Origin of the sequence: Methanospirillum hungatei JF-1, assembly GCF_000013445.1 — an archaeon.
Lineage (GTDB): Archaea > Halobacteriota > Methanomicrobia > Methanomicrobiales > Methanospirillaceae > Methanospirillum > Methanospirillum hungatei.
Map to the genome: position 1 here is coordinate 231,277 of NC_007796.1, position 26,271 is coordinate 257,547.

Consider the following 26,271-nt stretch of genomic DNA (forward strand, 5'->3'; position numbering starts at 1 on the left):
TAGTGCTACAAAATAAATAAAAGTATTATTAAATTTATTGCAGTGAATATTTAATAATCAAATGTAGGGCGAGAGACGGGCCCTTGTACATGAGGTATAGTATGACAGTATCAATAAACTGGGAAGAGATATGGGAGAGAAATATTCAGGATATTGCCTCCAGGACAACGGTGGATTACTGGGAATCCAGGGCAGAGGATTACTCGGATATGGTCCTGAACAGTGCGTTTCATCATGGAGAACAGATACGGCAGTTCTGCTTTTCAGAGGGCCTTGCAGATTCGGAATCTCAGGTCATAGATATCGGATCTGGTCCTGGTGCTCTGACGATTCCCTTTGCACGAAATGTTCAGTCGGTAACTGCAATAGAGCCTGCAGCACAGATGATTCAGAAACTGGAAGAGAATGCAAAAGGGGAGAATCTGAAGAATATTTATCCGCTTCAGAAGACATGGCAGGAAGTTAATACGAGGCAATTTGAAAAATCCTTTGATCTTGTCCTCTGTTGCCACTCGCTCTGGCATTTTCCTGATATTATGGTCCAGTTAAAGCGTATGGATATGGTCTCCCGTGGATACTGCTGTATTGCAGGGGGATTTGGAACTAGTGAGGACTCTGCCTATCTTTATAAAACGCTTAGAATCAGGGAGATGGAGTTTGACCAGTTTCACTGCCTCTTTAATCTGCTTAATTCGAAAGGGATGAGACCGAATGTAACGGTCCTACCCTATGAGACTCATCGATCAGAGCGATCTGCAATCTCTTCGATGGAGCAGGTGGTGCAGAAGTATCGCCCGCTTACGAGCAAGGATACGGAGATCATTCGTGATTATGTAAAAAGTCGATTAAAAGACGGAATTGTCTCAAGTAACGGGTTGATGGGCCTATTATGGTGGAGGGTAGCATGATGGACGGGAAGATTGACTGGGAAGAGATCTGGGAGAAGATCTATGATGATCGGATGACCATCATGAAACGCGACTATGCGGTTGACGACTGGACAACCCGGTCACAGGATTACTCCGAATCAAGGCGGTCCAATAATTATGAGTATGGTAATAAAGTTCTTGAAGTGCTCAGGAAACGACATCTCGTGTCATCTGACTCCCAGGTGATTGAAGTAGGTTCAGGACCTGGAACATTCGTAATTCCGTTCGCCCCTCACGTTGGGCATTATACTGCTGTTGAACCTGCAAAAGGGATGATAGAACGGATCCGTGAGAATGCGAATGAATCAGGGATAACCAATTATACAATTATCCCAAAGATATGGCAGGAAGTTGATGTCTCTGCCAGCCGGGAGAAATTTGACCTTTTACTCTCTTCTACGGTCATCTGGATGTTTCGTGATATTATGGAACAGGTTAAGAGAATGGAAGAGGTCTGTAGAGGAACTTGTTGTATTGCAGCAGGGTTCGGATCAGTCAGTGGACCTGAGCTGGATCTCTGGGAGAGTATTATGGGTGACATTCCCTACCCCCAGTATCCGGAATACCCGTACATCTATAATATCCTGTACCAGAATGGCAGAGTCCCTAATGTTGAAGTGATATCTTCTTCAAGTATTAGAACTGCTGAACGGCTTCGGACGATGTACAAGGTTTTTTATTCGCTGTATACCGATTATACTCCGGAAGTCGAGGAGAAGATAACCCGGTATCTGGAGGATCACAGCCAGGACCTTCCGGAAGGAAAACGGGTTGTCAGGGAGTATCAGACTGCAGTGGTCTGGTGGAATCCAAAGCAGAGACAGGCGGGGAGTAACTGAAAAAAAGAGTTGTATCTTCATGAAAGAATCGATCGTATCATACTGGAACTCCGGAGCATTTCGGTATAACTCCGGTGTTGAACGTTTTTTAAAATCAGAGAAAGGAACCGCCGGCTGGAAATCTCTCTTCTCTGAATACCTTGGGACAGCCCCGTTAAAGATTCTCGATGTTGGCACTGGTCCTGGATCTATCTCCATACCGCTTGCGAGTATGGGACACATGGTTACTGCTGTTGATTTATCAGATAATATGCTGGATCTTGCCAGGAAAAATGCAGTAGCATCTAACGTTATTGTCGATTTCCGCAAAGGAGATGCGGAAAATTTACCGTTTGATGATAACACTTTTGATGCGGTTGTAAACCGGTGGGTGCTCTGGACCGTGCCTGATCCAACATCAGCTCTTCGTGAATGGACACGGGTTGTAAAACCTGGAGGCAGAGTCTGTATCATCGATGGTAACTGGTACAGTGGAAGAAAAACCTTCGTTCAAAAGGTTTGGAAACAGGCATCACGGCTTTATATTTCGATTCGGGAGAGAAGAAATGCATGGAAGAATATTGATCCTGAAGTTATTCAGGACCTCTGGTCTACCCATGCAAATCGACCGGAAGATGATATGGTTCTGTTTCAAAACGCCGGCCTTTCAGATGTGCAGGTCTTTATGGATGTAAATCAGAGAGCATTTACTCTTGGGGATCATCTCCGGATGGGTCATTGGGGGCCAACGTTCCTGGTAATGGGGGTAAAACCTCAAATACTGAAAGAATGAGGTGTTTTCGTCACGTTCAGATTGCTTAGAGTATATAACCTAAATTCCCGGAATTCATGACGAGATGAAAACTTTAACCAGTTAATATTGATTAGATTGTATCGATGAGAGGTAATATATGTAGTAAATAATATGCCTCGTTAGGTGTATGGGCATCAGACAATGATTTTATTCAATTTTCATAATATATGATTTCTTTATTGCAAAATTAACTACGAATTGGGTTTTATTTTTCGGTATTGTTATGAGTGTCCGGGACATTAGGCTGTAAACAAACGCCACAAATCATTGACCTCCACCTTTTCGGTAGTTGTCGACATTCCCATTTAAGGCTAAAATGATTTTGGTTAATGAAATTCAACGACTTTACGGTGAGTATGGTTCAATATCTCGAGTTTCGCATGAATTTAAAAATTTCCCATAATCTGGTGAGAAAGTATTTACACTACATTCAGGAAGTAAGGAAAGGTTTCAGGAGGAACTGGTATAAGATCCATAAAAACCTATTCGACCTAAACGGATATTAACACCGCAGTTAATTGAATTTCTGCACAGAAAATTAGACGGGAAAAACCTAAACCGAGAAAGCAAGGATTATCCGCTCTTGATATCCCCCAGCTTGCGCAAGCCAGTGGCCATCAAGTCGGATATTCTAATGTGAAGAAGGTCGTTTATGAATGGAAGCATTCTAATGATAAACGTAATATATGTGCTCTTTAAGATCCCCCTAAAGGACATTGAACTGAATTTGACTGGGCATACGCTTATGTTGTAATTCATGGTTCATTACGAAAGATCCCTCTGGCAATCTTCATTTTGAATTTTAGTCCGTATCGATTTGGAAAACTCTATCCCTCACAAACCACTTTTGACGTTATTCAGGCACACGTCGGTTTTTTTCATTTGTTGGAGCAGTACCACAGACAATCCTCTGTGACAATGCCATAACCATTTATGGTAGACGGACAGATCGATATAATTCTTCCTTTCTTTTATGTGCTACTCATTATGGATTTGAACCTAAAGTCTGTGTTTGTGCGAGTCAGCATGAGATAGGTAGTTGTGAGAAATCGATCTCTGTTATTCGTAGAACAGAATTATGTGAAAAAATGCAGTTTGAACCACTCGATGAAGATAAGCTCCATCTGATAAGCAGTCTTAATAGTCTTAATCGCTACCCGGTCTATCGTCGAACAAAGATGTCGATTCAACTTTTAGAAGATGAGGGCCTATCTGCTACCTCTGCCGGCATTACTATAATATTCGAATTATGAGCTTCGGAATTCATCAATTAACCGGTAAGGATTTGTTATTGGTGAAATAGTATTACGAAATTTAAATAAATATATTTATATGTGATCTATTCAGAAATTATTTTATGAAGTGGGTAAAACTCTTCATTTTTTATGGGTGTATTCTACTCTTGTTATGTAACGTACTAGTAATTGCAGATAACGGAGTAACGGTGCTTGATATCGCTGCTCCATGGGATGCAAAAACCAGTGATCCACATGTCAATGGAGCAATTGCCCAACGTATGGGAACAACCGAAACTCTTGTAGATATTAATGATGAAGCAATGATTTCTCCAGGACTTGCAACATCATGGGAGGTTTCAGGCGATAAAAAAACATGGACGTTTCATCTTCGTGAAGGAGTTAAGTTTCATGATGGAACTCCCTTTACAGCACAGGCTATGAAAAAATCCCTCGAAGATTCCCTTAAAAAATCAAAAACATTCTCTAGTGTTCCGATTCAGGAGATAAAAGCAGTAAATGATAATACTCTAGAAATTGTTCTCACTCAATCATTCCCATCTCTCCCTGCATACATGGCAAAAGGAGAAAGTGCAGCATTATCTGAATCATCAATTGACCAGGGTGACATTTCAATCCCATACTCCACCGGGCCTTTTATCTTTAGTTCTTATTCACCCAACGAAAAATTTGTGGCAATAAAGAATCCGGATTACTGGGGAAAAGTACCTTCAGTTGACGAAGTAGTTTATCACGTTGTCCCTGAAGCTGAAACCAGGTCCCTGATGCTCCGAGGAGGAGATGTGGACATAGCACAGATTCTTACACCTACTATCACTGAAGGTTATTCATCCGATAGTTCATATACCATTAATACCGAGCCGATTTCACGTGTCAGACTCATTTCGTACAATTGCGAAGAGGGGCCCTTTGCTGATACAACCGTTCGACAGGCAATGAATTATGCAATCAACCGTCAGGATCTCATAGATTATGTTCTTGAAGGAGTCGGAGAACCAGCAACAAGTCTTTTCCCACCCACTATGTTCTGGGGTAATAAAAAAATTCAGCCATTTTCATATAATCCCGAAAAAGCAAAAACCATGCTTTCTGATGCAGGCTGGACAGATAGTAATAATGATGGTATCCTGGATAAGGATGGAGAAAAATTCTCAATTTCACTTGTAACATATACTGAACGTGCTGAACTCCCACCAATGGCTGAAATTATTCAGGATCAGTTGAAGAAAATTGGTATTGATGTTGAAGTCAAGGCTGTGGATATTGATACATCTGAAAATTTAAAAAACAGTGGCGATTTTGATATGTACCTCGGGGGACGTTCTTTGTTAAACGCTCCAGATCCAGACTGGATCCTAATGGCAGATTATCATTCATCAGGTTCATTCAATAATGGATATGGCCCGTACCATTGGAAAAATGAGGAACTTGACGATTTATTAACTCAGGCAAGAGAACTTACCGATTCAGCGGCCAGAAAAGAAATTTATGATAAAGTACAGCAGATCATCAATGATGAAGCTCCTGTTTCAGTCCTTAGTTATTATGTGAATCAGGATGTAACCTCTAAAAATGTGAAAGGATATCGCATGCATCCAACGGAATTTGCATTCCATCTTGAAGATGTATCTCTATCCTAATTCTCTTTTTCATCTGTATTATGCCTTCATTTATTCTTATTCGATTTCTTCAGACAATTCCTGTTTTAATTGGTATTACTTTTATTGTCTTTACTTTACTTCTTTTCTCTCCTGGTGATCCTGCAGTAATTAATCTTCGAGCCGTTATGAATACCGAGCACCCACCACAAGAAGCCATTACAGCGATGAGAATTGAAATGAACCTAGATAAACCCTGGTATATCCAGTACTGGTCCTGGATTTCACGAGTGATGTCCGGAGATATGGGCTATTCTTATCAAAGTCGGAGAAGTACAATTGAAGAGATTGGACGTGCATTTCCGGTAACACTAATTTTATCAACGATGGCAATGGTTTTTTCCTGTGTTATTGCTATCCCCCTTGGAATTTTATCCGGAATGAGACAAAATTCCATTATAGATCATTTTTCCAGGGCTCTTTCAATAATAGGTTTGTCAATTCCGGATTTTTTTATTGGCATTCTTGGGATAATGGTTTTTTCAATATATCTGCACTGGCTTCCCGTCGCAGGATACCAGGGACTTAATTATCTCATTCTTCCGGCTTTTGCCCTTTCAGTTGGCTTGTGTGCCATTTCTATGAGATTGATGAGAACCAGTATGGCTGAAGTACTCGAGGAAGATTATATCAGGACAGCGATATCGAAAGGCCTTTCAAAACATCTGGTTATCCAAAGACATGCAATTAAAAATGCAATAATACCTGTGATAACCTATATGGGAACGCAATATGGATGGTTATTTGGTAGTTCTATGATTATCGAATCACTATTTGCTATTCCCGGTCTTGGAAGACTTTTTGTTGAATCTGCTTCTACCCGTGATATTATGGTACTCCAGGGGTGTGTGTTGATTTTCGCTCTTGTTTTTGTTTTTATCAATCTTGGAATTGATATTCTGCAATATCTTTGTGATCCCCAGGGGAGAGTAGAATGAGTTACTTGGATAATTATTTCAGTTCATGTTATGAATTATACCAGGAATATAACAATAAAATTAGAAAAAAGCCATTACTCTTAATTGGATTTACCATCTTGGTTATGATGTGTCTGATTGCAATTTTTGCTCCGATTATTGCTCCTCATGATCCAAATGATCAATCATTAAAAGACCGGTTCAAGAGTCCCTGTCTTGAATATCCACTTGGTACTGATCAATTTGGAAGATGTATTTTTAGTCGGATTGTGTATGGATCCCAGACTTCTCTTGCCGTAGCAGTGATAACAACAATTATTGTTGTATTTATCGGACTATTGGTGGGGTTATATGCCGGATATTATCGAAAACTTGACGGTCTGTTGATGAGGGTTACTGATATTATGTTGGCATTTCCATCAATGGTAATTACTCTTGCACTGGTTGGTATATTCGGACCTAGTATTCCGACCATTATTTCAGCTCTTGCAATTCCCGGGTGGGCAAAATATGCCAGGGTTACCAGATCCACAACCTTATCAATCAAAAACCGAGGGTATGTTCAAAGTGCCAGGGCACTTGGGGCGAAAGATAGATACATTATCTTTAAACATATTCTTCCCAATTCTCTTGCCCCGATCATGGAAATTGCAACATTAGGGTTGGGAGGAAAAATTATTTCCATTGCAGGACTTGGGTTTTTAGGGCTTGGAATTCAACCTCCCACACCGGAGTGGGGAACTATCATGAATCAAGGTCTCCCGTATTTAGGAAAGGCCCCCCTGATTACTCTTTCTGCTGGAGCGATGATTCTGGTATTTGTTCTCTCATCAAACCTTATCGGGAGTGAAATCCGGGATGTTATGGATCCAAAAACAGATTCTATCATCCTGTAATTCTTTTTCCGAAGAAATATTTTGACGTATACCAGGATTATCAGGCTAACCTTTTTAAGAAGTTAAAAGACACTCATAATGATCCTTTTCCATTGTGTCCATCACCAATAACGGCTGTATCCATTCTGAAAAGTAATTTTTATTCATTATTTCACACTTTCCCTCTGACATCACACCGATCCGATCACACATCACCTGCATGACCTCCGGATCATGGGAGATGAAAATACATGCCGTAGAGTTTTTCTTCTGCATCTCTTTCATGAGATTCAAAATTTGTGCCTGAACTGACATGTCCAGCATGGATGTTGGTTCATCTGCAATAAGAAGGTGGGGAGAGAGTGAATAAATTCTGACCATCATCGCTCGTTGGAGTTCACCACCGGAGAGTTGTCCGGGATATTTATCCAGGATACCCGGATGAAGACCGACTGCATGGATTAATGGGAGAAGGGAGTGTAATACATCTTCGGATTCGCCCTTTTCATGATACACTAGTGGTTCAGTCACACTATAGATCAAGCGTCGGCGAGGATCAAATGATACCTCCGGGTGCTGGAATACCATCTGCATTTTTGCCTGCAGACAAGATCGCTCCTTTCGGTCCAGTCTGAAAATGTCCTTCCCTTCAAAGAGTACTGAGCCTTTTGTCAATTTTTCAAGGCCCAATATACACCGTCCCAAAGTTGACTTTCCACATCCGCTTGGACCGAACAGACCGATAGTTTCTCCGGCATTCAGAGTGAATGACACATCACGGAAGATATCTCCATGGCCGAAGGTTTTCGAGAGATTTGTTACCTGGAGAACCGATGACATCTCACACTCCTTCTCCCATTTACAGGGATAATTGCCGGATGGATTGTTTTTCCTTGTTCACACTGATACGGACACCTGCTGTAAAAGTAGCACCCCGAAGGAAGATCGATAAGACCTGGACACATACCTGGCATTGCTTTCATTCCGTTCCGGGGCAGAGCGGCGATAAGTCCCTCTGTATAGGGATGATGGGGGTCAGAAAAGATCTCATCAACCGGGCCTGATTCTATTATCTCCCCGGAATACAGGACATGAATAGTATCTCCAATCATTCGAGCTAGATCAAGATCATGAGTAATAAGCAGATGTGTATCTTTCCTGATATGTTTCAGGTGCAGAAACATCTTCATCGAGGTTTTTCTGGATGAATAATCCAGTCCTTTGGTTGGTTCGTCTGATACGAGAAGTTTGGGTTCGGAGGCCAGGGCAATCCCTGTTGTCACTCTCTGACGCATTCCGCCGGATAATTCATGAGGAAATGAAGCAGCAGTCAGTTTCGGATCTGAAAATTGAAGATTAGAAAGGATATTCTCTACTTCTGTACTCTGCTTTAAGTTCGAAATCCCACGTATTTCAAGTGATTCTGATATTTGTTTCCCACATCTCATAAGGGGGTCTAATGATCCTGACGGGTTTTGTGGTACCAGGGAGATATCTCTTCCGCGGAACCTGGAAAATTCTTTTTCTGACATTGAGAGAATTTCTCTCCCATTGTAGTTGATTTTGCCGGATATAATCGCAGCCTCAGGGAGCAGATGAAGAACTGCCAGCCCGATAACAGATTTTCCTGAACCAGTCTCACCAATGAGAACTGATATCTCTCCTTTCTGCATCCGAAAACTCACCTGTTGAGAGGCTCTGATTGCTCCTGCTCTTGTAGGAAAGGTCACGTTAAGATCCATTACTTCAAGAACGGTATTCACAAAGATCCCTCATTGTCTGTCTTTGGATCGGTGATATCACGAATTCCTTCGCCCGTGATATTAAAGAGAAGAGTAACGCACGTAATTGCAAGTCCGGGAACTATTACATTCAGAGGAGCAATACGCATATATGGCAGCCCAGAATTAATCATTGAGCCCCACTCCGGAATAGCCGGGGGAATCCCGACACCAAGGAATGAGAGGGTTGCAATGGTGAGAATTGCATGACCGATATCAATCGTTGCAAGTACGATAACGGGCATGATACAATTTGGAAGGATATGCTTTGTCATAGTCCACCATCCGGGAAGGGCTGCAGCTTTGGCTGATAATACATATTCCTGATTTTTTTCTGCGAGGACCTGGCCACGCGTTAGTCTGGCAAACGATGCCCACTGAACGATGGACAGCATAATTATCATGTTTAAGACTCCGCTTCCCAGAAGCATCATCAGAGCCAGAGCGAGGATTACGGATGGAAATGCTAAAAATACGTCAATTATTCGGGCGATGACATTATCAATCCACCCACTTTGGTATCCGGAGAAACTACCAATAGTAACTCCAATAATAAATGAGATCACAATTGTAGCGAGTGCTATCTCAAGTGAGGTTTGTAACCCACAGATGACACGTGAGAAGAGATCTCTTCCCAGGTAATCAGTACCGAGAATGTGATCTGCAGAAGGGCCTTGATTTTTTCCCTCCAGATCTGTAATATTCGGGTTTTGGGGGGCAATATCAGGAGCAAAAAACCCCATTATAAGGATGATGACAATTAATACGCATGCTACCTGCAGATCACGTCTCATCTTAAACCTATAGAGCCAGTCTGACTTTTGAATGGATATGGAGATTTTTCTGACCTGTGTGGATAATGTACATTCACTCATAGGTTATCCTCGGGTCAATCACGTGGTATAGAATGTCTATGACGAAATTCACGATGAGAAACATGAACACAATCACCATGATTGTGCTTTCAATCACCACGAGATCACGGGCTGAAATTGCTTTCATTAATAGGGCTCCGATCCCTGGCCATGTAAATATTGTTTCGATGATGACAGAACCGGCAAGGAGTGAACCAAATGACATGCCAATCACGGTAAGAACTGGTAAAAACGCGTTTTTAAAAGCATGAGAGAAGAGAATTTTCTTTCTTGAAAGGCCTTTAGCTTTTGAAAATATTATAAACGGTTTTTCCATAGTATCCAGCATACTTGTCCTCATAATACGAGCAATTGACGCCATCGAATGAAGTCCGAGTGCTATTAATGGTAAAATTATGTATTTTGGCTCACCATATCCGGCAACAGGTGTGAGATTAAGCCAGAGGGAAAAAATGAGGATAAGCATAACAGCGACCCAGAATGAAGGCATGGAAATTGAAAAGATAGTAATGAACCGTATGAGATGATCTGCTGTTTTATTCTGATGAAGAGCAGAGGCAATTCCAAGAGCTATACCGGTGATTATTGCAAAGGTCATGGCAAAGGAGGTAAGGAGAATCGTCGGCGGAAGATACAGTTCAAGGAGTTTCCCGACTGATTTATTATAAATTATGGAATTTCCCAGGTTTCCAGATAATATACCCCGTATCCATTCAGAGTACTGTTCTATCAAAGGTTTATTCAGATCATATCGTGCAGAGACTTCTGCGATCAGTTCTGGTGGTGCTGATTCCTCAAGACCAAGAAACAGATGTTTTGCCAATACTTCAGCAGGTTCTCCTGGAATAGCATTGACAACACAAAAGGTGAAGACCGACGCGATAAATAAGGTCAGGATCAGGTATCCGGTTCTCATCACAATGTACTGGTGCATCTCTCACGCTCGTTTTGTGCCGGAAATGAGATAGTACGTCCCCATCGGTTTAATTTTCTGATACCACATAAGCCGGTGATGCTGGTTTTTCCTGATATGCATGAGATTTTCTGTTATTATATCTTCAAATCCGGCATTTTTGAAATAAATGACCGCTTTTGCTTCAGAGATACCACCGATGTGAGGAAGGTTTTGTTGTAATTGTGGAGAATAATCAAGGTTCTCTGCAGTATCAGGATCTAAAATCCTTCCCAGATATTCACTACATCTCCGGCAGATTAGCGATTTCAATCTTTTATCATTCCATAATCCATCGATGATTATTACTCTTCCTCCGGGTTTTATAATTCGTTTCCATGACTTGAGGGCCGTTTCAGGATTTGGTAACGTCCAAAGCAGATGACGGTTTATGACCACATCAAAGTGGTTATCTGGGAAAGGAGGATTTTCGGCATCACCATGGAGAAATGTCATCGACAGTGCTCTCTCTTTTGTTTTTTTCCGACCTTCATCCATCATCTTCTCAGATAAATCAAGGCCGGTCACCTGATGCCCCATCTCTGCAAATATAAGTCCGATTGCACCTGTTCCACATCCCACATCAAGAACAGACAGCGGTTTGTTTCCTTCTGGCAGTACCTTTGCAAAAGCATGTATCCAGAGTTTCTTCTCATCATCCGTATGAATGCCATGTGATACAAAGGTATCATACCGGGAGGCACTCTCATTCCATCTTTCTGAAATTTCGGTTTTTATCTGTTCTTCATCCATAATTTCTCTCACATAAAAAAACCAATGTTCTTCCAGCTTTTTCACACAATGCATTATAAAATGAATAATGAGTCTCTGTAGAACATGGCCAGATTACCTGAAATGCCACCAAAAAAGTGATGATTATGAGATAGACATCCCTGGGTCAATCCGGTAATCATGAGCCGTTGGATCGAAAGTATATCCGGTCACATTGTCTTTCATGACAATGGCAACGCCATAATATGCAACATTGATAGTTGGCAGATCATCATATACAATGGCCTCAATCTTACGGAAATGATCATACCGCTCGGTTTCATTCACGATACGGTGTCCATCGATGATCATGCGATCAACAACAGGATTGCTGTATTTTGCCTTGTTACTTACTCCATTGGTTGAATACCAGCCTTTGAGCACATACTCCGGGTCTGGGACCATGGCAAGGTTGGTTGCTGAAAGATACAGATCCCAGTCATCTCCCATTGCTTTGGAAAGAACAGCGTTCTCCATGGCTACCTGCTCAACTTTTATCCCGATATTTTCCAGATTTGCAGAAATTGCTTCCTGCATCGGCGGAAGTCCAGGACGTTCGGTATAGGTGAAGAATTTCAATGTGAGTGGTTCACCCTTTTTGTCAACATATCCATCATTATTCGTATCAGTCCAGCCTGATTCGGCTAGATATTGTTTTGCCAGGGATACATTGTACTCATATGGCTGAAGAGTTGTATTCTTCCATTTCATGCTTGGAATAAATACGCCACCGGCAGGAGAACCAACGCCATAGAGTACATTCTTTGCAATACCGGTCCGGTCGATTGCATGAGAAATCGCTTTTCTAACATTTTTATCTGCCATAACCGGGTTATTCAGATTACAATCGATCTTATAGAGTCGTGGGGTGTTGTATTTTTCAACCCGGATTCCATCAATAGCATCAAGACGATCGACTTCGCTGTATGGTGGATCACAGGTAAATTCAAGATCTCCGTTTTCAATCATCATAGCACGGGTCGCCGGACTCTCATATCCGCGGATTATCATCTTGTCAAAATTTGCCTGCCCTTTCCACCAGTCGGTGTTTTTGACGACAGTAAGTGTTCCGGTCTGTTCATCAAAGGATTCAACCTTCATAGGCCCTGTCCCTATCGGATGAGTAAATGTACCATCCGCTGCGTATGAATCACCGCTTACAATCGCTGTATCCGGATAGTGTAGAATTCCTGGCACAAGGGGATTGAGTTCTTTTGTGTGAATGCGGATGGTGTAATCATCAACAACTTCACATCTGTCATACGACATGAGTGTTGCAGTACTTGGAGACAGGTTGGCAGTTCTGTCAAGAGAGGCCTTCACATCTGCAGCTTTCATCTCTTTGCCATTATGGAAATGAACACCGGGACGGATCTTGAACTCCCATGTGGTATCATCTACCTGATACCACGAAAGAGCGAGATTAGGCGTTAATTCAAACTTATCATTTGCGCCGATTAATGTTTCAGTTACGATTGCTTTTTCAGTAACAAAGGTTCCCCCGTCATGTCCGTCTCCCGGATTAATAGAAGAGACAGCCCATAGATCTCCGACACGAAGAACTTTTTCGGATGGGGCCTCTGTTGGTGTGATCGTAACAGCAGGTTTTTCAGATGCTGTATCAACAGGTTTTTGGGTTGTATCTGTTGAGGTACATCCGGCTCCGAGCAGGAATCCTGCCATGAGGAGTACCAGAAGCAGTCCATAAATCTTTTTCATACCTATTCTATATAAAATTAAATTTTAATATAGATAGTATTACCGAAATTATTTTTTTAGTTACTTGTATGAATGAATCTCTAATTATTATTTTTCCTTGTTTATTCATTCATAATAATACATTAAATGGCATATCCTGCAATCGAGATATTTGGATTTCCCTGATATACCATTGCACTGGAGACCTCCAATCTAATTCTTATGCAGGGTAGTCTTTCAGCACTCCCTGACTTTTTCAGACTTGGAAGACGGACCAGCAGAATTATCCTGATAAATGTGGTACTGTCCCTTCTGCTTAATTTTTTACTGATAGTGTTAGCCGGAACAGGGGTTATATCCCCAGCACTCGGTGCAGTTGGCCATCAGGTTGCCCTCGCGATAGCCCTTAAAAATTCTGCACGGCTTGCGAATACAAAGGTGGAGTCAGATTAAGTATTAGCCAATAAAAAATAATTATATTAAAATATTAACAATTCAAAAAACGTAATAATAAATACAACCTAAACGTACATCTGTATGTTTCGTTCATTCTCGAAAACCTTTTTTCTCGGGTTTATGATAGTTTCTCTCCTCGCAGGAATATGTGTATTTCCTGTTTCAGGAGAAGAGACAACGATTACTGACGGTCTCGGAAGAGAGGTCACGGTCCCTCTCAATCCAGATTCGGTAATCTGTTCAGGAGCCGGGTGTCTGCGATACCTGACCTACCTGCAGGCACAGGATAAGGTAATTGCAGTAGATGCCCTGGAGGTTAACATCTCTCCGGACGATTCACGTGCGTACCGACTTGCAAATCCACAGTTTGGCGATCTCCCCATCTTTGGTGAGTTCAGGAAGGATGATCCGGAAAAGATCACAAATATTGGTCCACAGGTTATCTTCAAAACATACACAAACAAGGATGAGGCAAATCAGCTTCAGGAAAAGACCGGAATCCCGGTAGTTGCATTACAATATGGGGACCTGGTTGATGAGTATGAGGATATGCAGAAAACCCTTCGTCTCATGGGAAAAATCCTCAATAAGGAGAACCGTGCAGAAGAGGTAATATCTTTCTTCAACGAACGGAAGAAGGATCTCTCTGATCGGACGAAAGATGTACCTGATGCAGACAAAATATCTGCATATGTCGGTGGAGTGGGATGTGCCGGATCACATGGTCTGCAGGGGACGTCATTTGCATATACTCCGTTCCAGCTGGTAGCAGTCAAAAATGTTGCAGCAGAATCAGCAAAACCTGATATGGATTGTGGTGATGTTGCGAAGGAATCTATCATCGGGTGGGATCCGGACATGGTATTCATTGACCTTGGTTCACAACAACTCAAGTCCCAGGGTGCAGATGCACTGAGTGAACTGAAGAAACCAGAATTTGAGGATATGAAGGCGGTAAAGAACGGGGATGTATATGGATTGCTCTCCTTTAACTGGTATACCACAAATCAGGAGAGCGTTCTTGCAGATGCCTATTACATCGGAAAATTACTCTATCCTGAAAAATTCTCCGATATTGATCCGGTCAGTGAGGCTGATGAAATCTATGAATTCCTTGTTGGGAAGAAGTTATTCTCACAGATCAACAGGGATGGATTTGAAAATTTGGCATTTACAAAGCTGAGTATGCAATAAGGAGAGAGGAAGTAGTAATTCATGCATTTTGACAATGAAGAATTACCAGCAGCTTATCTCCAGTATACCCGGACGAAGATCATTATCCTCTGTATCGGGGTAATTATTCTCTTTTTTCTCCTGATATTGTCAATTTCAAGCGGTGCGGTCTCGATACCCCCGATTGAAGTGTTTCAGACATTAATAGGGGAGTCTGTATCGCCAAAATGGAATAAGATCATCCTGAGCATCAGACTTCCTCAGGCATTGACTGCTATCGTAGCCGGTGCCGGGCTTGGATGTGCGGGTCTTGCGATGCAGTCGATCTTACGAAATCCTCTTGCTTCACCATTTACCTTTGGGATTGCTCATGCAGCAGCGTTTGGAGCAGCATTCTCAATAATTATCCTTGGTTCTGGTGTGATGCAGAATAGCTCCATCAATCCGTATGTCATTGATAATCCCTTCGCGACTACATTTGTCGCATTTATCTCCTGCCTGTTGGCTACCGCAGTAATCTTATTGATTTCCCACCTGAAACGTGCGACACCTGAAGTTACTGTTCTTGCCGGAGTTGCAATCGGTTCATTATGTACTGCCGCGACCATGTTTCTCCAGCTTTTTGCAGATGATACTCAGCTTGCAGCAGTCGTATTCTGGACCTTTGGGGATGTGAGCAGGGCAGACTGGGGAGAACTTGCAATTATGGCAGTTGTTACTGTTTTATCCCTGGTATATTTTTACTATCACCGGTGGGACTACAATGCTATCGATGCCGGTGATGAGACTGCATCAAGTCTTGGGGTTCATGTACCAAGGATTCGGATTGTAGGAATGATCGTTGTTTCTGTGATAACTGCGGTGATAATGTCATTTTTAGGAATTATTGGATTTGTGGGTCTCATCTCTCCTCATATCATCCGGAGGATAGTAGGTGATGACCATCGGTTTACTATCCCGGGGACGATTATCATGGGGGCAATTTTACTTCTGGCATCAGATACCATCGGAAGGGTGATAATAGTCCCACATGTTGTACCCGTTGCTGTGGTCACCTCATTCCTTGGTGCACCCATGTTTCTCTATCTCCTGATCAGGGGGTATAATCGATGATTCTTACCGTCGGTGGTTTATCGTTTCAGTATAAAAGCAGGGAAATTTTTAATGATGTGACATTCGACCTGGGACGAAATGAAGTTCTTGCTATAATGGGACCGAATGGGGTTGGGAAAACTACCTTACTTAGATGTCTGAATCTTATCCTCAAACCAACCGGGGGAACGATTATGGTAGAAGAACAGAATATCATGCATCTTGCAAAGCGTGACGTGGCAAAACGGCTCGGGTATGTCCCTCAGAAACAAGAAAGTGGAAGAATGACGGCATTTGATGCTATTCTTCTTGGGCGGCGGCCTCATATCACCTGGGATATTTCAGAAAAAGATCTGAAGATTGTTCATGGAGTTATAAAGCGGTTAAACCTGGAACATCTCTCCCTTCAGTATATTGATCAGATGAGCGGAGGGGAACTTCAAAAAGTATCTATTGCAAGAGCTCTTGTCCAGGAGCCTGATTTACTTCTCCTTGATGAGCCAACATCAAGCCTGGATCTTAAAAACCAGCTTGAGATACTCTCCGAGATCCGTAATATTACCCGGTTTCATTCTGTCTCTGTCATCATGACCATGCATGATCTCAACCTTGCATTACGATTCCTTGATAAGTTCATCTTTCTCAAATCAGGGATGATTTATTCTGCAGGAACCTGTAAGGATGTTACTCCGGAGATGATCCATGATGTCTATGGTGTTCAGACAGCAATTAATGAGATGTATGGATATCCGGTTGTTATCCCGTTAACTGGATAAATGATATATGGCATCTATTATTGAAACACACGATCTTACCAAACGATTCGGTTCACACACTGCCGTGAACAATATATCTCTGACTATCCAGAAAGGAGAGGTTTTCGGACTACTCGGACCGAATGGTGCGGGCAAAACCACTTTTTTATCTATGCTCTGTACCATCCTGAAACCCTCCTCCGGTTCTGCACAAATAAACGGGTTTGATATTATTCGTGAATCGGCTCAGGTCCGCAAGTCAATAGGTATTGTTTTTCAGGATCCAAGTGTTGATTCTGATATGACATCCCGTGAAAACCTCCAGATGCATGCTGATCTCTATGGGGTTCCGATTTCTGAGCAGAATGTGCGGATTTACGAGGTTCTAGAACTCGTCGGATTATCTGATCGGGCTGATGATTTCATGTATACCTATTCCGGAGGGATGCGAAGAAGACTGGAAATCGCCCGTGGCCTGCTCCATTATCCCCGTGTTTTGTTTCTTGATGAACCCACCATCGGTCTGGATCCCAGGAGCCGTGAACATATCTGGGATTATATCAGAAAATTGCGAAAAAGAGAAGAGATGACCATTATTCTGACCACTCATTACATGGAGGAGGCAGACCGGCTTTGTGATAGAGTTGCAATTATTGATAAGGGAAGCATAGTTGCGATGGACACGCCTTCATTATTAAAACAGGAAGTAGCAGGAGATACTATCATAATGGGTTCTGATCAGATCCAGAATCTGTCAGACGTGCTGATACGGGATAATATTGTACAAGATGTGTCCTTTCAGGGGTCAGAAATTAAAATTTTTGTGCAGAATGCTCAATTCCTCCTTCCCCGAATTGTCGAATCAGCAGTTCATGCAGGGATACGGATTGACCATATTACCATCACCCATCCGGATATGAATGACGTCTTCATCCATTATACAGGAAAAGACCTGGGTGGGGGAGAGGTACGGGAGCAGACCGGCAGGGTTGCCATGATGAAGAGGCGGAGAGCCAGATGAGTGAACTTCGGGGAATTTACACCCTGTGGCTTCGGGAAGTCAAGAAATTCCTGCGGGAAAAACCCAGGCTATTAAACGCCATCTGTCAGCCTCTGTTATGGCTTTTTATCTTTGGAACCGGGATGCGATTTTCATCTGGTATGCCTGGAATAAATTACCAGGAGTTTATCTTCCCCGGACTGGTTGTCCAGGCAATGTTGTTTACTGCTATGTTCATGGGAGTGTCGGTCATATGGGACCGGGAATTCGGGTTTCTAAAAGAGATCCTCGTCTCTCCTATCTCAAGAACGTCAGTCTTTCTGGGGAAAATGCTTGGCGTCAGTACAGATGTAATGATCCAGGGGATTATCATATTTCCTTTTGCGTATCTGATTGGAATACCGGTTACTGTGTTCATGGTTTTCGAGGCTCTGCCACTTATGATCCTGATAACAACCGGTCTTGTGTGTATTGGCCTTACCTTTGCAAGCCTGATGAAAAGTTTTGAGGGATTCGGGCTAATTCAGACGTTTATCAATCTCCCGATGTTCTTTTTAAGCGGGGCACTCTTTCCGCTTGCCAATGTTCCAATCTGGCTTCAATGGGCGAGTTATCTAAATCCTCTCACCTATGGTGTTGATGCCCTCCGGACGGTTATGATGGGAGATACCTGGGTGCAGCTCTTTCCGATGGAACTGGATATCCTGGTCCTGGTTTGTTTTGACATCATTATGTTCATCATCGGAAAAACAGCATTCTGCAGGACAGAATAGTCCAACTTGGTCACACAATCTGGTTGAAACCAGGATTTAATCATCCTGGTATTTTTTCGCGATGGGATCGACATTATGCGGGAACATCGCACTGAATGGATCCGAACGTCCAGTGTCAGTTACGGTGCAATAATGCATACTGGTATCAGATCCGGTCATGAGGAGTGGTTCTGCCCGTTCAACATCCCATGAACCATCCGGCCTGTATATCTCATCAAGAATCTCAAGATGTACAACTTTCCCGATAATGAGGATGTATGATGGCTCTTCAATGAGTTTATCCAATGTACATTCCATCCATGCATAACAGCCCATTATTCCCGGGGGTTTTACGACGACTGATGGTTTCTCATCAAGACCGGCTGAAATAAATTCATCCTCTTCCGGAGGAGAAATTCGGGCAGTCGGGATGACTGCATCAGTTAAGTCGGTTGTAGCCATGTTGATGACGAACTCCCCGGTTTCCTTAATATTGTCAAGGGTATCCCGTCGTTTGGCGGTTGCGATGCAGACCAGATCAAGTGGTCGTAATATGGGCATGACACAGGAATATGGTGCAATATTTCTGATGCCTTTTGAACTGATCGTTGAGATAAGGGTTATTGGAAGGGGAAATACAGATTCCCTCTTCATTGGTTTAAGCTTCATAATTGTATCTTCTCCTGATGTAAATTCAGGGTTTTGTGTTCTGTTCTCTTACATCCCAGACCATCATGCCGGTTATTACCTGTGATCGGGCAAGGTATTTTCCATCTTGTGCATGGGGGGTGATATACTCCCTGATACGGTCTTTCATCTGGTCATCAATCTGTCTTGTGGTGCTGAAAAAACCAGCAGCAGTCTCAATATACTCATCTATCGTCTCGTAATTACTCCAGTCATCCTCAAGAAGGGATACTTCCGGCCGGTATCCGAGCAGATACAGGTACATGAACGGGAGGTAAAACCCATGGGGTGATTCTTTGAACTCCTCATGAAACAGAGTTTTGTAGAGGTCATAGTATGAGGGATCCCATTTTCGATGAACCCATCCACTGTAATAGCAGATTCCTTTTGCCGTTTCAAGCATGAGGGAGAGATCATGGGGATTCCTGACTGCTGGTGTCATGGATGCAATAACAAGATCAAATTTCTTTCGAAATCCTTCCTCATCAGGATTGATTGTGTCCCAGGATTTTAAGATTGTCTGAATGGTGACGTTCTCCTCATCTGCCCGTTTATTTAATTTTTTCAGCATCTCATCTGAAAAATCAAGGGCGGTCACGTGAGCACCCATATGTGCAAGTGGGATTGAGAGAGAACCAGTTCCGGCACCGATGTCAAGAACCTGGGATCCTTTTATGTCAATGCCTGTACTGATAATCAGGTCCAATATCCTTTTCAGTCTGGCTTCTTCTTTTTCCTGGGGTGTGTCCCGGGCATATCGGTGAGCCATATGGTTCCAGAACGCGGGAGTCAAAGGTCCTTTCTTGTTTCCGGTTTGGGTTGTCTTTTCCCAGAATGCAGCCCAACACCGCGAATTGTCGTTTTCATTCAGATTTTCTGTCATAGGTATCATTCTCAAGGAATAGTCTGGTTTTTTTGCATAGTAGGTTTATGAAGATACTATGTATTTTATATCAGATCGTAAGAATACTTTCTGATTTAATCACAAAAGATGAGATGCTGATCAAGGCTTAATATACTGAGATGATAATAACAATTCATCTATCGATAATTTTTTGGTTTCTGTTTAAATTTTCAGGAAATCTTGAAAAATAGGTCACACATTTTAGTCTTATGTCGCATCTTATTTACACATATACAATCTTCCTTTCATGATCCTTCATGAGAGTAATGTGATGAATTCATGCATGACAGCTTTATGGCCTGATACCTAACAGAGCCAAAATCAGTGTTACTTATCAAGAATACATTTTCAAATACAAATCGATACCTTTATATATTTTCTGCGCCGCCCTACGGTGAGCACCGTCGGGCGACCTAAAGAATATGAAGAAGCCTTCTTCTAAGGGTCTAAAAAACCTAAAATCTTGGGTATTTCAAAAATTTACCTTTGATTTTATTGAAAAGACAGCTCGGGAAACAGGATTTATGCAGAGAAAAAGGAAACTCGATCCTGTTCTTTTGATATTTACCCTCATTTTTGGAGTCAGCAGTCATATGAAACCCACATTAGACGAGATCCATCGTCATTATATTGACCTTGATGATAATCCAAAGATACTAACCTCAATTCGTAACCAAAGTTTCAGGAAGCGGTTTAATTTAAAATTAGTAGATTTTCTGAAATCACTGATGGAACATTATATAGATCAAATGGTTCATCAGTCTCCTGCTCATTTAAAGGGAATTGTAGGGGGTTTCAAAGATATTTTAGTTCAAGACAGCAGTATTATTCGAATTAGTAAAAAACTCTATGAATTGCATCCTGCAGCACGTTCTCGCGATGAATCTGCTGGATTAAAGATCCATGCAATTTATAGTGTTGTTTCTAATTCAGTAAAAAATGCAATTATAACAACAGAAAGGGTTCATGACTCTAAGATGTTAAAAATTGGACCTGAAATAGAGAATATTCTCCTAATAAACGACCTGGGATACTATTCTCTAAAAATTTTCTCTAAAATTCAACAATATGGAGGTTTTTTTGTTAGTAGAATAAAAAGCAATGCTGTTTTTAAGGTTGTTTCAATCAATTCAGGACCTTCTGAAATAACATCAATTGTTGATCATATTCGTTTTAAAAGCATTAATGGCTACGATTTTTTAGATCTAATGCCAAAAAAAGGAGTTTATGATCTCATTTGTTCATTTCATGTTGGAGACAAGCGGATTAACAAAATTAAAACTCCAATTTTTCAAGAATTCAGGGTAATTTGTACCTGGAATCCTCTTACTGAAAAATGGCACCTCTATATCACAAATATCAGTAAAGAGTTATTTTCGGCTGATGATATTTATGATTTATACCGATTTCGTTGGGTGATTGAACTTATTTTTAAGGAATTAAAAGGGGATTACGACCTTGGAAAAATGTTTCTCGGAAATGAGCCAATGGCGTTTATTCACATTTATTCCATGTTACTACGGTTTATTATTAGCAGAGATCTGTTTTCCTGGATTGTATCTACGTCTCGAAAAAATGATAAAGGAAAATATACCCCGATGTTATGGTCAAAAGTATTTTCAGAGAAAGGATTGGAGTTTTTGAGTGTTTTGAATCAAAATTTATTTGGCAAAGGGAACGTAAACAAACGATGGGTTAAATTAGAAAAATCACTGCGGCACCTTGCAAAAAGCCGCAACATAAAAGAAACTCTCTCATTGAAATTTTCTGAAATTTTGTAGGTCTTTATCTTCGGATCGATAGTCTGAAGGAGGGTTATGTACTATTAGTTATCGTTAAAAAACCGGAAAATACTCGTAATTCTCTCTTTTTTTCTATCGTCTCTTTGAAGTTTCAATGATTGTAGTTTAGACCACTATAGTGAGACATTTGCGCGTCTGGGTTAAAGAAATGGATCAGAGAAGTATCTCTATCTTCATGATAAGACATACAGTGTAATACGAATTATTGAAAAATTATGCCTCAAGATCTGGATTAATCTACAAAGCTGTCTTACATGAATCCCTCTTCACAGCCATGGGGACGAGGCATAAAGGAATCCTCCGGACATTCGGACTGGGATCGAAGACATCCGGCACGATGACCCTTACCCTGGAGGTTATCCGTTCCAGTATGAATGCGGCATTACAGGAAGAAGGGGTTTTATATTGCTCATCTCATCTTGATTTTTTTGAACGAATGATCTTTAAAGAGAACGATCTGGATAAATTTTTCACACAATTGCTACGATCAGCCCTGATAATATCATCTCTGAAAGATGTTGATCCCGATGCAATACTTAAGAGATATCTCAGCCGGATTTTGTGCCAGATAGATGGGGCATAGGATTTCCAATGAAGGCTGTTGAACTTTTCTCCCGGTTCGAGCAGGATATTCCACCATCTTATGCAGTACCGGGTGATCAAAACGGGTATATTGGAACTTTGGATCCTCATATCTTCGATGTTCAGAAAATACTTGTTCTGATGGATTATATTCTGCCAGAATCACCAAACATTGACTATTCTCTCTATGATTTGCTTGTACTTCACCATCCTCCGCCTATATCTCCGGTAATTCCTACATATGTTATTCATTCCAATTGGGATATTGTCACGGGTGGTGCATGTGATGCTCTAGCAGATGCCCTAAACATTACCTCTTTCGATGTTCTGGATGAATCAACTGGAATCGGAAGAATTGGGGGAATTGATCGGGAGACAGAAGATATTATCACTCAGGGTCGGTTTATTCATGAAATCATGGCAACGCTCAGAGTCCATGATATTCGGACCGTGAACTGTAACCGATTTCAACCGGTTGGTACAATCTGCGTTATATCAGGTTTTGGACTTACTCCTCCTCTCATATCAAAAGCGATCAGCAAAGGAGTGGATATCGTTGTATCCGGCGATTTAACCCATCCTGGGGCGGTTCTTGCAAAGAATGCAAACATTACCCTCATTGATGCGACTCATCATGCAACTGAATTGCCCGGATTGTACCGGCTTGGTGAAATGATCTCATCATATGGCCTGGACGTACAGGTTAGAAATTTTGGCATCCCATGGACGAGGAGTGTGAACAGGGGTGTCAGGAGAGAGTATGACAATCATTGAGATGGAAAACCAGAAAATTCCGAGGGGTCATGTCACTCTGGTTGGCCTTGGAAGACTTGGATTTCGCATAGCATTGGATCTTATTCAGGTACATCGGGGTGGTCCGAAAAAGATCACAGTGATAGATGGACAGAAGATATCAGCAGAGGACATCATATTTCGGATGAATGGGGGCACAATCGGAGAATATAAAGTCGATCTCCTGCACCAGTTGTCACATCCACAAAATACACGTCAAATTGAAACCATCCATGAAAACATTGCACCCCATAATCTTGACCTGATTACTGGTGATGTGGTTAGCATTCAGATTGCTGGAGGCGATACCCTTCCGGTTACTGCGATGATCGTTGCTCATGCCCATTCCTATGGTGCCAAAACTATCAGTACCATGGGTGTATCTGGTATCGGTAATGAGCAGATCAGAGCCCTGGATATCGATTCAGCTGACCCTCATAATCCGATTGTGAAATCTCTTCGTGACCAGCAGATTAAGGGCCACATATTAGTTGGGACCGGAAAACTCATCCGTGACTGGGAACCGGTGACCCCCCATATCCTGGATCGGGTTTCTGAGGTAATGACGGCAGAAATTTTAACACTCCTTCATGAAACATGGTTATCAGGGTAGCCCTTGCAGAATGTTTTACGCATGGGTTAATCTCACGTGAGATTCATGCATTTTCCATGGGATATCCCCTTACGTATCATTGGAGCACTGACCCGGAAGACTTTCCAATATCGGTGATAGCTGGTCTTTTCATCCCGACATTGTCAGGCATTCGGACTATTCTTCACTTTGAGCCCCTTCCTCCTGCTGAAGTAATAAATGACATTAAGATATACAACCAGGACCAGGATCTGCTAATGGCTTTTTTGATGGCCCAGGCAGTAAAAAATCTGACCTGTGCAGATATTGGCATCGGAACCTGTGCCGGTGTCGGGAAAGGGGGGATAGCCCTGGTCTATGAGAAGGGAAGTGAGGTAATTACATCAGAACACTATGCTGATCTCCGATTCTCATCTGCATGTGAGATCATGTCCAGACAGAAATCCGGGGTAGTGATGTGTCTTCGCCATTTTGAATCCATATTGAATACAAAATTTAAGAATTGTCAGAAAATTATTCCCAGTAATTAACGAATAGGTATATTCTTAAATTTAATGTATATCATATTAATAAATGCAAAAATACTAAAATTTTTAACACATATTCATATGTATAAAATTTTTTTGGGTTGTATTATGCATGATTTAATTAGAAAAGCCATAAATGACCCTGATGCTGCATGGGAACTCTCTAAAATCGAAAAGGGTCCACGTGACGTCATCGACGCGGTCACGTCGCTAAACCGTGAAGAAGCAATTAAACTCGGAAATACCTTTAAACGGTTCCCTCTGGGGTGTGATCTTACAGAAATACTTGTAGGCACCTGTGCATCTGATCTTGAAAAGACTGATATTTTAGGCAATTGTATGCTTGCCGATAGTATTGGAGCATCTATTCATGTATGCGCATATGCCTTTGCAGATATTGCTGAAGCACATGGTATGAAAGGAATCGATCTTTTAAAAGAAGTACGGGAGATAACTGAAGTACCCCTGGACCTTGATCATTTCGGGAGATATGGTCCTATGAGGCTGCCTCCTCAAATTATCGGTTGTAATGGTCAATGCTATAATGAAGGACCTCCTTTTTCCGGTTGTCCACGAGATCGGATTCACTCACGGCTTTTGGATGTTGAGCAGGATGCGCTATCAGATCGGGATGAATGGGTGAAAATTTCGTCATCGGTTGCCGTGAATCTTACCTGTGTTCAGGGTGCTGATGGTCATGCAGCTCCCCTGGATGAGGCGCAGGAAGTTGCAGACCTTGCGAGAAAATATGGGAAAGGGATCGAGGCAATCATGTTCGTTGGTGATGGATATGATGATTTAATAAAGGGATTTACCGCAGCTCTTGATATGGGTGTGGATGTTTTTGTCCTGGAAGGAGGGCCTTTTAACTGCTCAACAGACCGCCTCACAGCATTTGCCAGGGCTGTAGCCATCGCCCGCATTCTGGTTCCGGGGAAGATTGTCGCTACCAATGGTGCATATGAAGATGAATGCAGAATTGGACTTCGGGCTGGATTGAATGCAATAATTACAGGTTTTCCAAAGAATCACCACGGGTATATGTGTGGCTATTCTCCCGGTAAGATTAAGAGAGGTTATTTTGGATTACCGCGGATTTTACAGATTATAAAAGAAGAGGTCCGGGATCGATGGACACATACTCCAATTCAAAAAGGTGAATTAGAAGCACTTGCACGGGCGGTGAAGGTCGTAGGAATTGATACTGTCTATCCACAGAAGATCAGATATACGTATGTAGGAGATGCACATTGGGCATGTCTTCCCCATACTCCGGTATTCTCCCGGACTCATGTTCTCAAGACTGTACAGGATATTGTTTCAATGGCACTTGACGGTCAGATTGGTGATACGGTGGCTTTATTGGGAGGTAGGTTTGTCTCTTGGGCGATTGCAAAGAAACTTGATGGTGTTGTGGACAGTATCATCATCAGTGATGTTGATCCATGGATTGAGCACGTGACTATTGATAATCTTCGCTCTGAATTACATACTGAGATCTCTCCTGCCAAATCCAGTGATACGTATGCACATGAGCATGCTGATACATCAATCATCTGTTCTACAATGCCTGAACTGGTCAGGAAAATGAGTTGGAAATGCGGGGATGCAATTACCCTGATTTAATTTTTTATGATTTTCTGATAGTAAAAATCCCTTTTAATTTTAGAAATCAGGATATATCTGTCACCTATTCTGCATATTGAAATATAAAAAAATTACCGTAACTATGCAACCTGAATTATTATACTGAATTAATGAAAAACGACGATAGCAGTATCAGGTATATCCAAAATCACGTCTCACCATGCTT

General features: G+C 41.9%; 26 protein-coding genes. 18 read left to right on the forward strand and 8 right to left on the reverse strand.

The genetic code is table 11. The annotated features are described in order from the left end of the window. Positions 1-101 precede the first annotated feature (101 nt). From MHUN_RS01070 to MHUN_RS01095, 6 genes are all read left to right on the forward strand, one after another. On the forward strand, positions 102-908 hold the full coding sequence (locus MHUN_RS01070) for a class I SAM-dependent methyltransferase (RefSeq protein WP_011447274.1): 807 nt from the start codon (positions 102-104) through the stop codon (positions 906-908). Continuing rightward, a complete protein-coding gene (locus MHUN_RS01075) occupies positions 890-1,768 on the forward strand; it encodes a class I SAM-dependent methyltransferase (RefSeq protein WP_143709306.1) in 879 nt (292 codons plus the stop codon). The genes MHUN_RS01070 and MHUN_RS01075 overlap by 19 nt, the downstream gene beginning before the upstream one ends. 19 nt (positions 1,769-1,787) lie before the next feature. Then, on the forward strand, positions 1,788-2,540 hold the full coding sequence (locus MHUN_RS01080) for a class I SAM-dependent methyltransferase (RefSeq protein WP_011447276.1): 753 nt from the start codon (positions 1,788-1,790) through the stop codon (positions 2,538-2,540). Positions 2,541-3,918: 1,378 nt separating this feature from the next. Further along, entirely contained in the window at positions 3,919-5,457 is a 1,539-nt protein-coding gene (locus tag MHUN_RS01085; RefSeq protein WP_011447277.1) for an ABC transporter substrate-binding protein, read from the forward strand. A gap of 20 nt (positions 5,458-5,477) precedes the next feature. Next, positions 5,478-6,413: an ABC transporter permease gene (locus MHUN_RS01090; RefSeq protein WP_011447278.1), complete on the forward strand. Its 936-nt coding sequence runs from the start codon at positions 5,478-5,480 to the stop codon at positions 6,411-6,413. Then, a complete protein-coding gene (locus MHUN_RS01095) occupies positions 6,410-7,288 on the forward strand; it encodes an ABC transporter permease (protein WP_011447279.1) in 879 nt (292 codons plus the stop codon). Before MHUN_RS01090 ends, MHUN_RS01095 begins: the two co-directional genes overlap by 4 nt. A 54-nt stretch (positions 7,289-7,342) precedes the next feature. On the opposite strand, the gene MHUN_RS01100 is transcribed toward MHUN_RS01095, so the two are convergent. The 6 genes from MHUN_RS01100 to MHUN_RS01125 all read right to left on the reverse strand — a co-directional run bounded on the left by MHUN_RS01100 (position 7,343) and on the right by MHUN_RS01125 (position 13,365). Next, positions 7,343-8,107 carry an ABC transporter ATP-binding protein gene (locus MHUN_RS01100; protein WP_011447280.1) on the reverse strand — a complete coding sequence of 255 codons (765 nt, stop codon included), beginning with the start codon at positions 8,105-8,107 and terminating at the stop codon, positions 7,343-7,345. Next, complete coding sequence (locus MHUN_RS01105) at positions 8,086-9,030, reverse strand: ABC transporter ATP-binding protein (protein ID WP_011447281.1); 945 nt, start codon at positions 9,028-9,030, stop codon at positions 8,086-8,088. The genes MHUN_RS01100 and MHUN_RS01105 overlap by 22 nt, the downstream gene beginning before the upstream one ends. Continuing rightward, a complete protein-coding gene (locus MHUN_RS01110; RefSeq protein ID WP_011447282.1) occupies positions 9,027-9,923 on the reverse strand; it encodes an ABC transporter permease in 897 nt (298 codons plus the stop codon). The genes MHUN_RS01105 and MHUN_RS01110 overlap by 4 nt, the downstream gene beginning before the upstream one ends. After that, on the reverse strand, positions 9,916-10,857 hold the full coding sequence (locus tag MHUN_RS01115) for an ABC transporter permease (protein ID WP_011447283.1): 942 nt from the start codon (positions 10,855-10,857) through the stop codon (positions 9,916-9,918). The genes MHUN_RS01110 and MHUN_RS01115 overlap by 8 nt, the downstream gene beginning before the upstream one ends. 3 nt (positions 10,858-10,860) lie before the next feature. After that, complete coding sequence (locus MHUN_RS01120; RefSeq protein ID WP_011447284.1) at positions 10,861-11,628, reverse strand: class I SAM-dependent methyltransferase; 768 nt, start codon at positions 11,626-11,628, stop codon at positions 10,861-10,863. A gap of 123 nt (positions 11,629-11,751) precedes the next feature. After that, entirely contained in the window at positions 11,752-13,365 is a 1,614-nt protein-coding gene (locus MHUN_RS01125; protein WP_011447285.1) for an ABC transporter substrate-binding protein, read from the reverse strand. Between the two features lie 201 nt (positions 13,366-13,566). Here MHUN_RS01125 and MHUN_RS01130 point away from each other — a divergent pair, with 201 nt between their 5' ends. From MHUN_RS01130 to MHUN_RS01155, 6 genes are all read left to right on the forward strand, one after another. Next, positions 13,567-13,797, forward strand: coding sequence for a hypothetical protein (locus tag MHUN_RS01130; RefSeq protein ID WP_048067179.1), 231 nt, complete (start codon positions 13,567-13,569; stop codon positions 13,795-13,797). Positions 13,798-13,920: 123 nt separating this feature from the next. Beyond that, the gene (locus MHUN_RS01135) at positions 13,921-14,994 is read left to right on the forward strand and encodes an iron ABC transporter substrate-binding protein (RefSeq protein WP_048067687.1); all 1,074 of its coding nucleotides are present in this window, start codon (positions 13,921-13,923) and stop codon (positions 14,992-14,994) included. A gap of 21 nt (positions 14,995-15,015) precedes the next feature. Beyond that, a complete protein-coding gene (locus MHUN_RS01140) occupies positions 15,016-16,086 on the forward strand; it encodes a FecCD family ABC transporter permease (RefSeq protein ID WP_011447287.1) in 1,071 nt (356 codons plus the stop codon). Further along, on the forward strand, positions 16,083-16,841 hold the full coding sequence (locus tag MHUN_RS01145; RefSeq protein WP_011447288.1) for an ABC transporter ATP-binding protein: 759 nt from the start codon (positions 16,083-16,085) through the stop codon (positions 16,839-16,841). The genes MHUN_RS01140 and MHUN_RS01145 overlap by 4 nt, the downstream gene beginning before the upstream one ends. A 7-nt stretch (positions 16,842-16,848) precedes the next feature. Then, positions 16,849-17,841: a daunorubicin resistance protein DrrA family ABC transporter ATP-binding protein gene (locus tag MHUN_RS01150; protein WP_011447289.1), complete on the forward strand. Its 993-nt coding sequence runs from the start codon at positions 16,849-16,851 to the stop codon at positions 17,839-17,841. After that, the gene (locus tag MHUN_RS01155) at positions 17,838-18,593 is read left to right on the forward strand and encodes an ABC transporter permease (RefSeq protein ID WP_011447290.1); all 756 of its coding nucleotides are present in this window, start codon (positions 17,838-17,840) and stop codon (positions 18,591-18,593) included. The genes MHUN_RS01150 and MHUN_RS01155 overlap by 4 nt, the downstream gene beginning before the upstream one ends. Before the next feature lie 36 nt (positions 18,594-18,629). Here MHUN_RS01155 and MHUN_RS01160 read toward each other — a convergent pair whose 3' ends face one another. Together MHUN_RS01160 and MHUN_RS01165 are read right to left on the reverse strand one after the other, a co-directional pair. Then, a complete protein-coding gene (locus tag MHUN_RS01160) occupies positions 18,630-19,241 on the reverse strand; it encodes a flavin reductase family protein (protein WP_011447291.1) in 612 nt (203 codons plus the stop codon). Positions 19,242-19,266: 25 nt separating this feature from the next. Beyond that, positions 19,267-20,028 (reverse strand): class I SAM-dependent methyltransferase, encoded by a 762-nt coding sequence (locus MHUN_RS01165; protein WP_204223000.1) that lies wholly within the window; start codon positions 20,026-20,028, stop codon positions 19,267-19,269. Between the two features lie 557 nt (positions 20,029-20,585). On the opposite strand from MHUN_RS01165, the gene MHUN_RS01170 reads away from it, so the two are divergent. The 6 genes from MHUN_RS01170 (at position 20,586) to hmdC (ending at position 26,084) form a co-directional block, all read left to right on the forward strand. Then, the gene (locus tag MHUN_RS01170; RefSeq protein ID WP_011447293.1) at positions 20,586-21,944 is read left to right on the forward strand and encodes an IS4-like element ISMhu6 family transposase; all 1,359 of its coding nucleotides are present in this window, start codon (positions 20,586-20,588) and stop codon (positions 21,942-21,944) included. Between the two features lie 226 nt (positions 21,945-22,170). Then, positions 22,171-22,548 carry an SAM-dependent methyltransferase HcgC family protein gene (locus tag MHUN_RS01175; protein ID WP_011447294.1) on the forward strand — a complete coding sequence of 126 codons (378 nt, stop codon included), beginning with the start codon at positions 22,171-22,173 and terminating at the stop codon, positions 22,546-22,548. Between the two features lie 8 nt (positions 22,549-22,556). After that, positions 22,557-23,321, forward strand: coding sequence for a Nif3-like dinuclear metal center hexameric protein (locus MHUN_RS01180; RefSeq protein WP_011447295.1), 765 nt, complete (start codon positions 22,557-22,559; stop codon positions 23,319-23,321). After that, entirely contained in the window at positions 23,308-23,952 is a 645-nt protein-coding gene (locus tag MHUN_RS01185; protein WP_011447296.1) for a ThiF family adenylyltransferase, read from the forward strand. The genes MHUN_RS01180 and MHUN_RS01185 overlap by 14 nt, the downstream gene beginning before the upstream one ends. Next, a complete protein-coding gene (locus tag MHUN_RS01190) occupies positions 23,937-24,461 on the forward strand; it encodes a UPF0254 family protein (protein ID WP_011447297.1) in 525 nt (174 codons plus the stop codon). Before MHUN_RS01185 ends, MHUN_RS01190 begins: the two co-directional genes overlap by 16 nt. Positions 24,462-24,566: 105 nt before the next feature. Further along, entirely contained in the window at positions 24,567-26,084 is a 1,518-nt protein-coding gene (hmdC, locus tag MHUN_RS01195) for a 5,10-methenyltetrahydromethanopterin hydrogenase cofactor biosynthesis protein HmdC (protein ID WP_011447298.1), read from the forward strand. The last annotated feature ends 187 nt before the right edge of the window (positions 26,085-26,271 follow it).

What these genes read in the sequence shown, in the direction of transcription:
- MHUN_RS01070 (WP_011447274.1), top strand. Translation starts at nt 102, where the DNA reads ATGACAGTATCAATAAACTGGGAAGAGATATGGGAGAGAAATATTCAG.
- MHUN_RS01075 (WP_143709306.1), top strand. Translation starts at nt 890, where the DNA reads ATGGTGGAGGGTAGCATGATGGACGGGAAGATTGACTGGGAAGAGATC.
- MHUN_RS01080 (WP_011447276.1), top strand. Translation starts at nt 1,788, where the DNA reads ATGAAAGAATCGATCGTATCATACTGGAACTCCGGAGCATTTCGGTAT.
- MHUN_RS01085 (WP_011447277.1), top strand. Translation starts at nt 3,919, where the DNA reads ATGAAGTGGGTAAAACTCTTCATTTTTTATGGGTGTATTCTACTCTTG.
- MHUN_RS01090 (WP_011447278.1), top strand. Translation starts at nt 5,478, where the DNA reads ATGCCTTCATTTATTCTTATTCGATTTCTTCAGACAATTCCTGTTTTA.
- MHUN_RS01095 (WP_011447279.1), top strand. Translation starts at nt 6,410, where the DNA reads ATGAGTTACTTGGATAATTATTTCAGTTCATGTTATGAATTATACCAG.
- MHUN_RS01100 (WP_011447280.1), bottom strand. Translation starts at nt 8,107, where the DNA reads ATGTCATCGGTTCTCCAGGTAACAAATCTCTCGAAAACCTTCGGCCAT.
- MHUN_RS01110 (WP_011447282.1), bottom strand. Translation starts at nt 9,923, where the DNA reads ATGAGTGAATGTACATTATCCACACAGGTCAGAAAAATCTCCATATCC.
- MHUN_RS01115 (WP_011447283.1), bottom strand. Translation starts at nt 10,857, where the DNA reads ATGCACCAGTACATTGTGATGAGAACCGGATACCTGATCCTGACCTTA.
- MHUN_RS01120 (WP_011447284.1), bottom strand. Translation starts at nt 11,628, where the DNA reads ATGGATGAAGAACAGATAAAAACCGAAATTTCAGAAAGATGGAATGAG.
- MHUN_RS01125 (WP_011447285.1), bottom strand. Translation starts at nt 13,365, where the DNA reads ATGAAAAAGATTTATGGACTGCTTCTGGTACTCCTCATGGCAGGATTC.
- MHUN_RS01130 (WP_048067179.1), top strand. Translation starts at nt 13,567, where the DNA reads ATGCAGGGTAGTCTTTCAGCACTCCCTGACTTTTTCAGACTTGGAAGA.
- MHUN_RS01135 (WP_048067687.1), top strand. Translation starts at nt 13,921, where the DNA reads ATGATAGTTTCTCTCCTCGCAGGAATATGTGTATTTCCTGTTTCAGGA.
- MHUN_RS01140 (WP_011447287.1), top strand. Translation starts at nt 15,016, where the DNA reads ATGCATTTTGACAATGAAGAATTACCAGCAGCTTATCTCCAGTATACC.
- MHUN_RS01145 (WP_011447288.1), top strand. Translation starts at nt 16,083, where the DNA reads ATGATTCTTACCGTCGGTGGTTTATCGTTTCAGTATAAAAGCAGGGAA.
- MHUN_RS01150 (WP_011447289.1), top strand. Translation starts at nt 16,849, where the DNA reads ATGGCATCTATTATTGAAACACACGATCTTACCAAACGATTCGGTTCA.
- MHUN_RS01155 (WP_011447290.1), top strand. Translation starts at nt 17,838, where the DNA reads ATGAGTGAACTTCGGGGAATTTACACCCTGTGGCTTCGGGAAGTCAAG.
- MHUN_RS01160 (WP_011447291.1), bottom strand. Translation starts at nt 19,241, where the DNA reads ATGAAGCTTAAACCAATGAAGAGGGAATCTGTATTTCCCCTTCCAATA.
- MHUN_RS01165 (WP_204223000.1), bottom strand. Translation starts at nt 20,028, where the DNA reads ATGGCTCACCGATATGCCCGGGACACACCCCAGGAAAAAGAAGAAGCC.
- MHUN_RS01170 (WP_011447293.1), top strand. Translation starts at nt 20,586, where the DNA reads ATGAAGAAGCCTTCTTCTAAGGGTCTAAAAAACCTAAAATCTTGGGTA.
- MHUN_RS01180 (WP_011447295.1), top strand. Translation starts at nt 22,557, where the DNA reads ATGAAGGCTGTTGAACTTTTCTCCCGGTTCGAGCAGGATATTCCACCA.
- MHUN_RS01185 (WP_011447296.1), top strand. Translation starts at nt 23,308, where the DNA reads ATGACAATCATTGAGATGGAAAACCAGAAAATTCCGAGGGGTCATGTC.
- MHUN_RS01190 (WP_011447297.1), top strand. Translation starts at nt 23,937, where the DNA reads ATGGTTATCAGGGTAGCCCTTGCAGAATGTTTTACGCATGGGTTAATC.
- hmdC (WP_011447298.1), top strand. Translation starts at nt 24,567, where the DNA reads ATGCATGATTTAATTAGAAAAGCCATAAATGACCCTGATGCTGCATGG.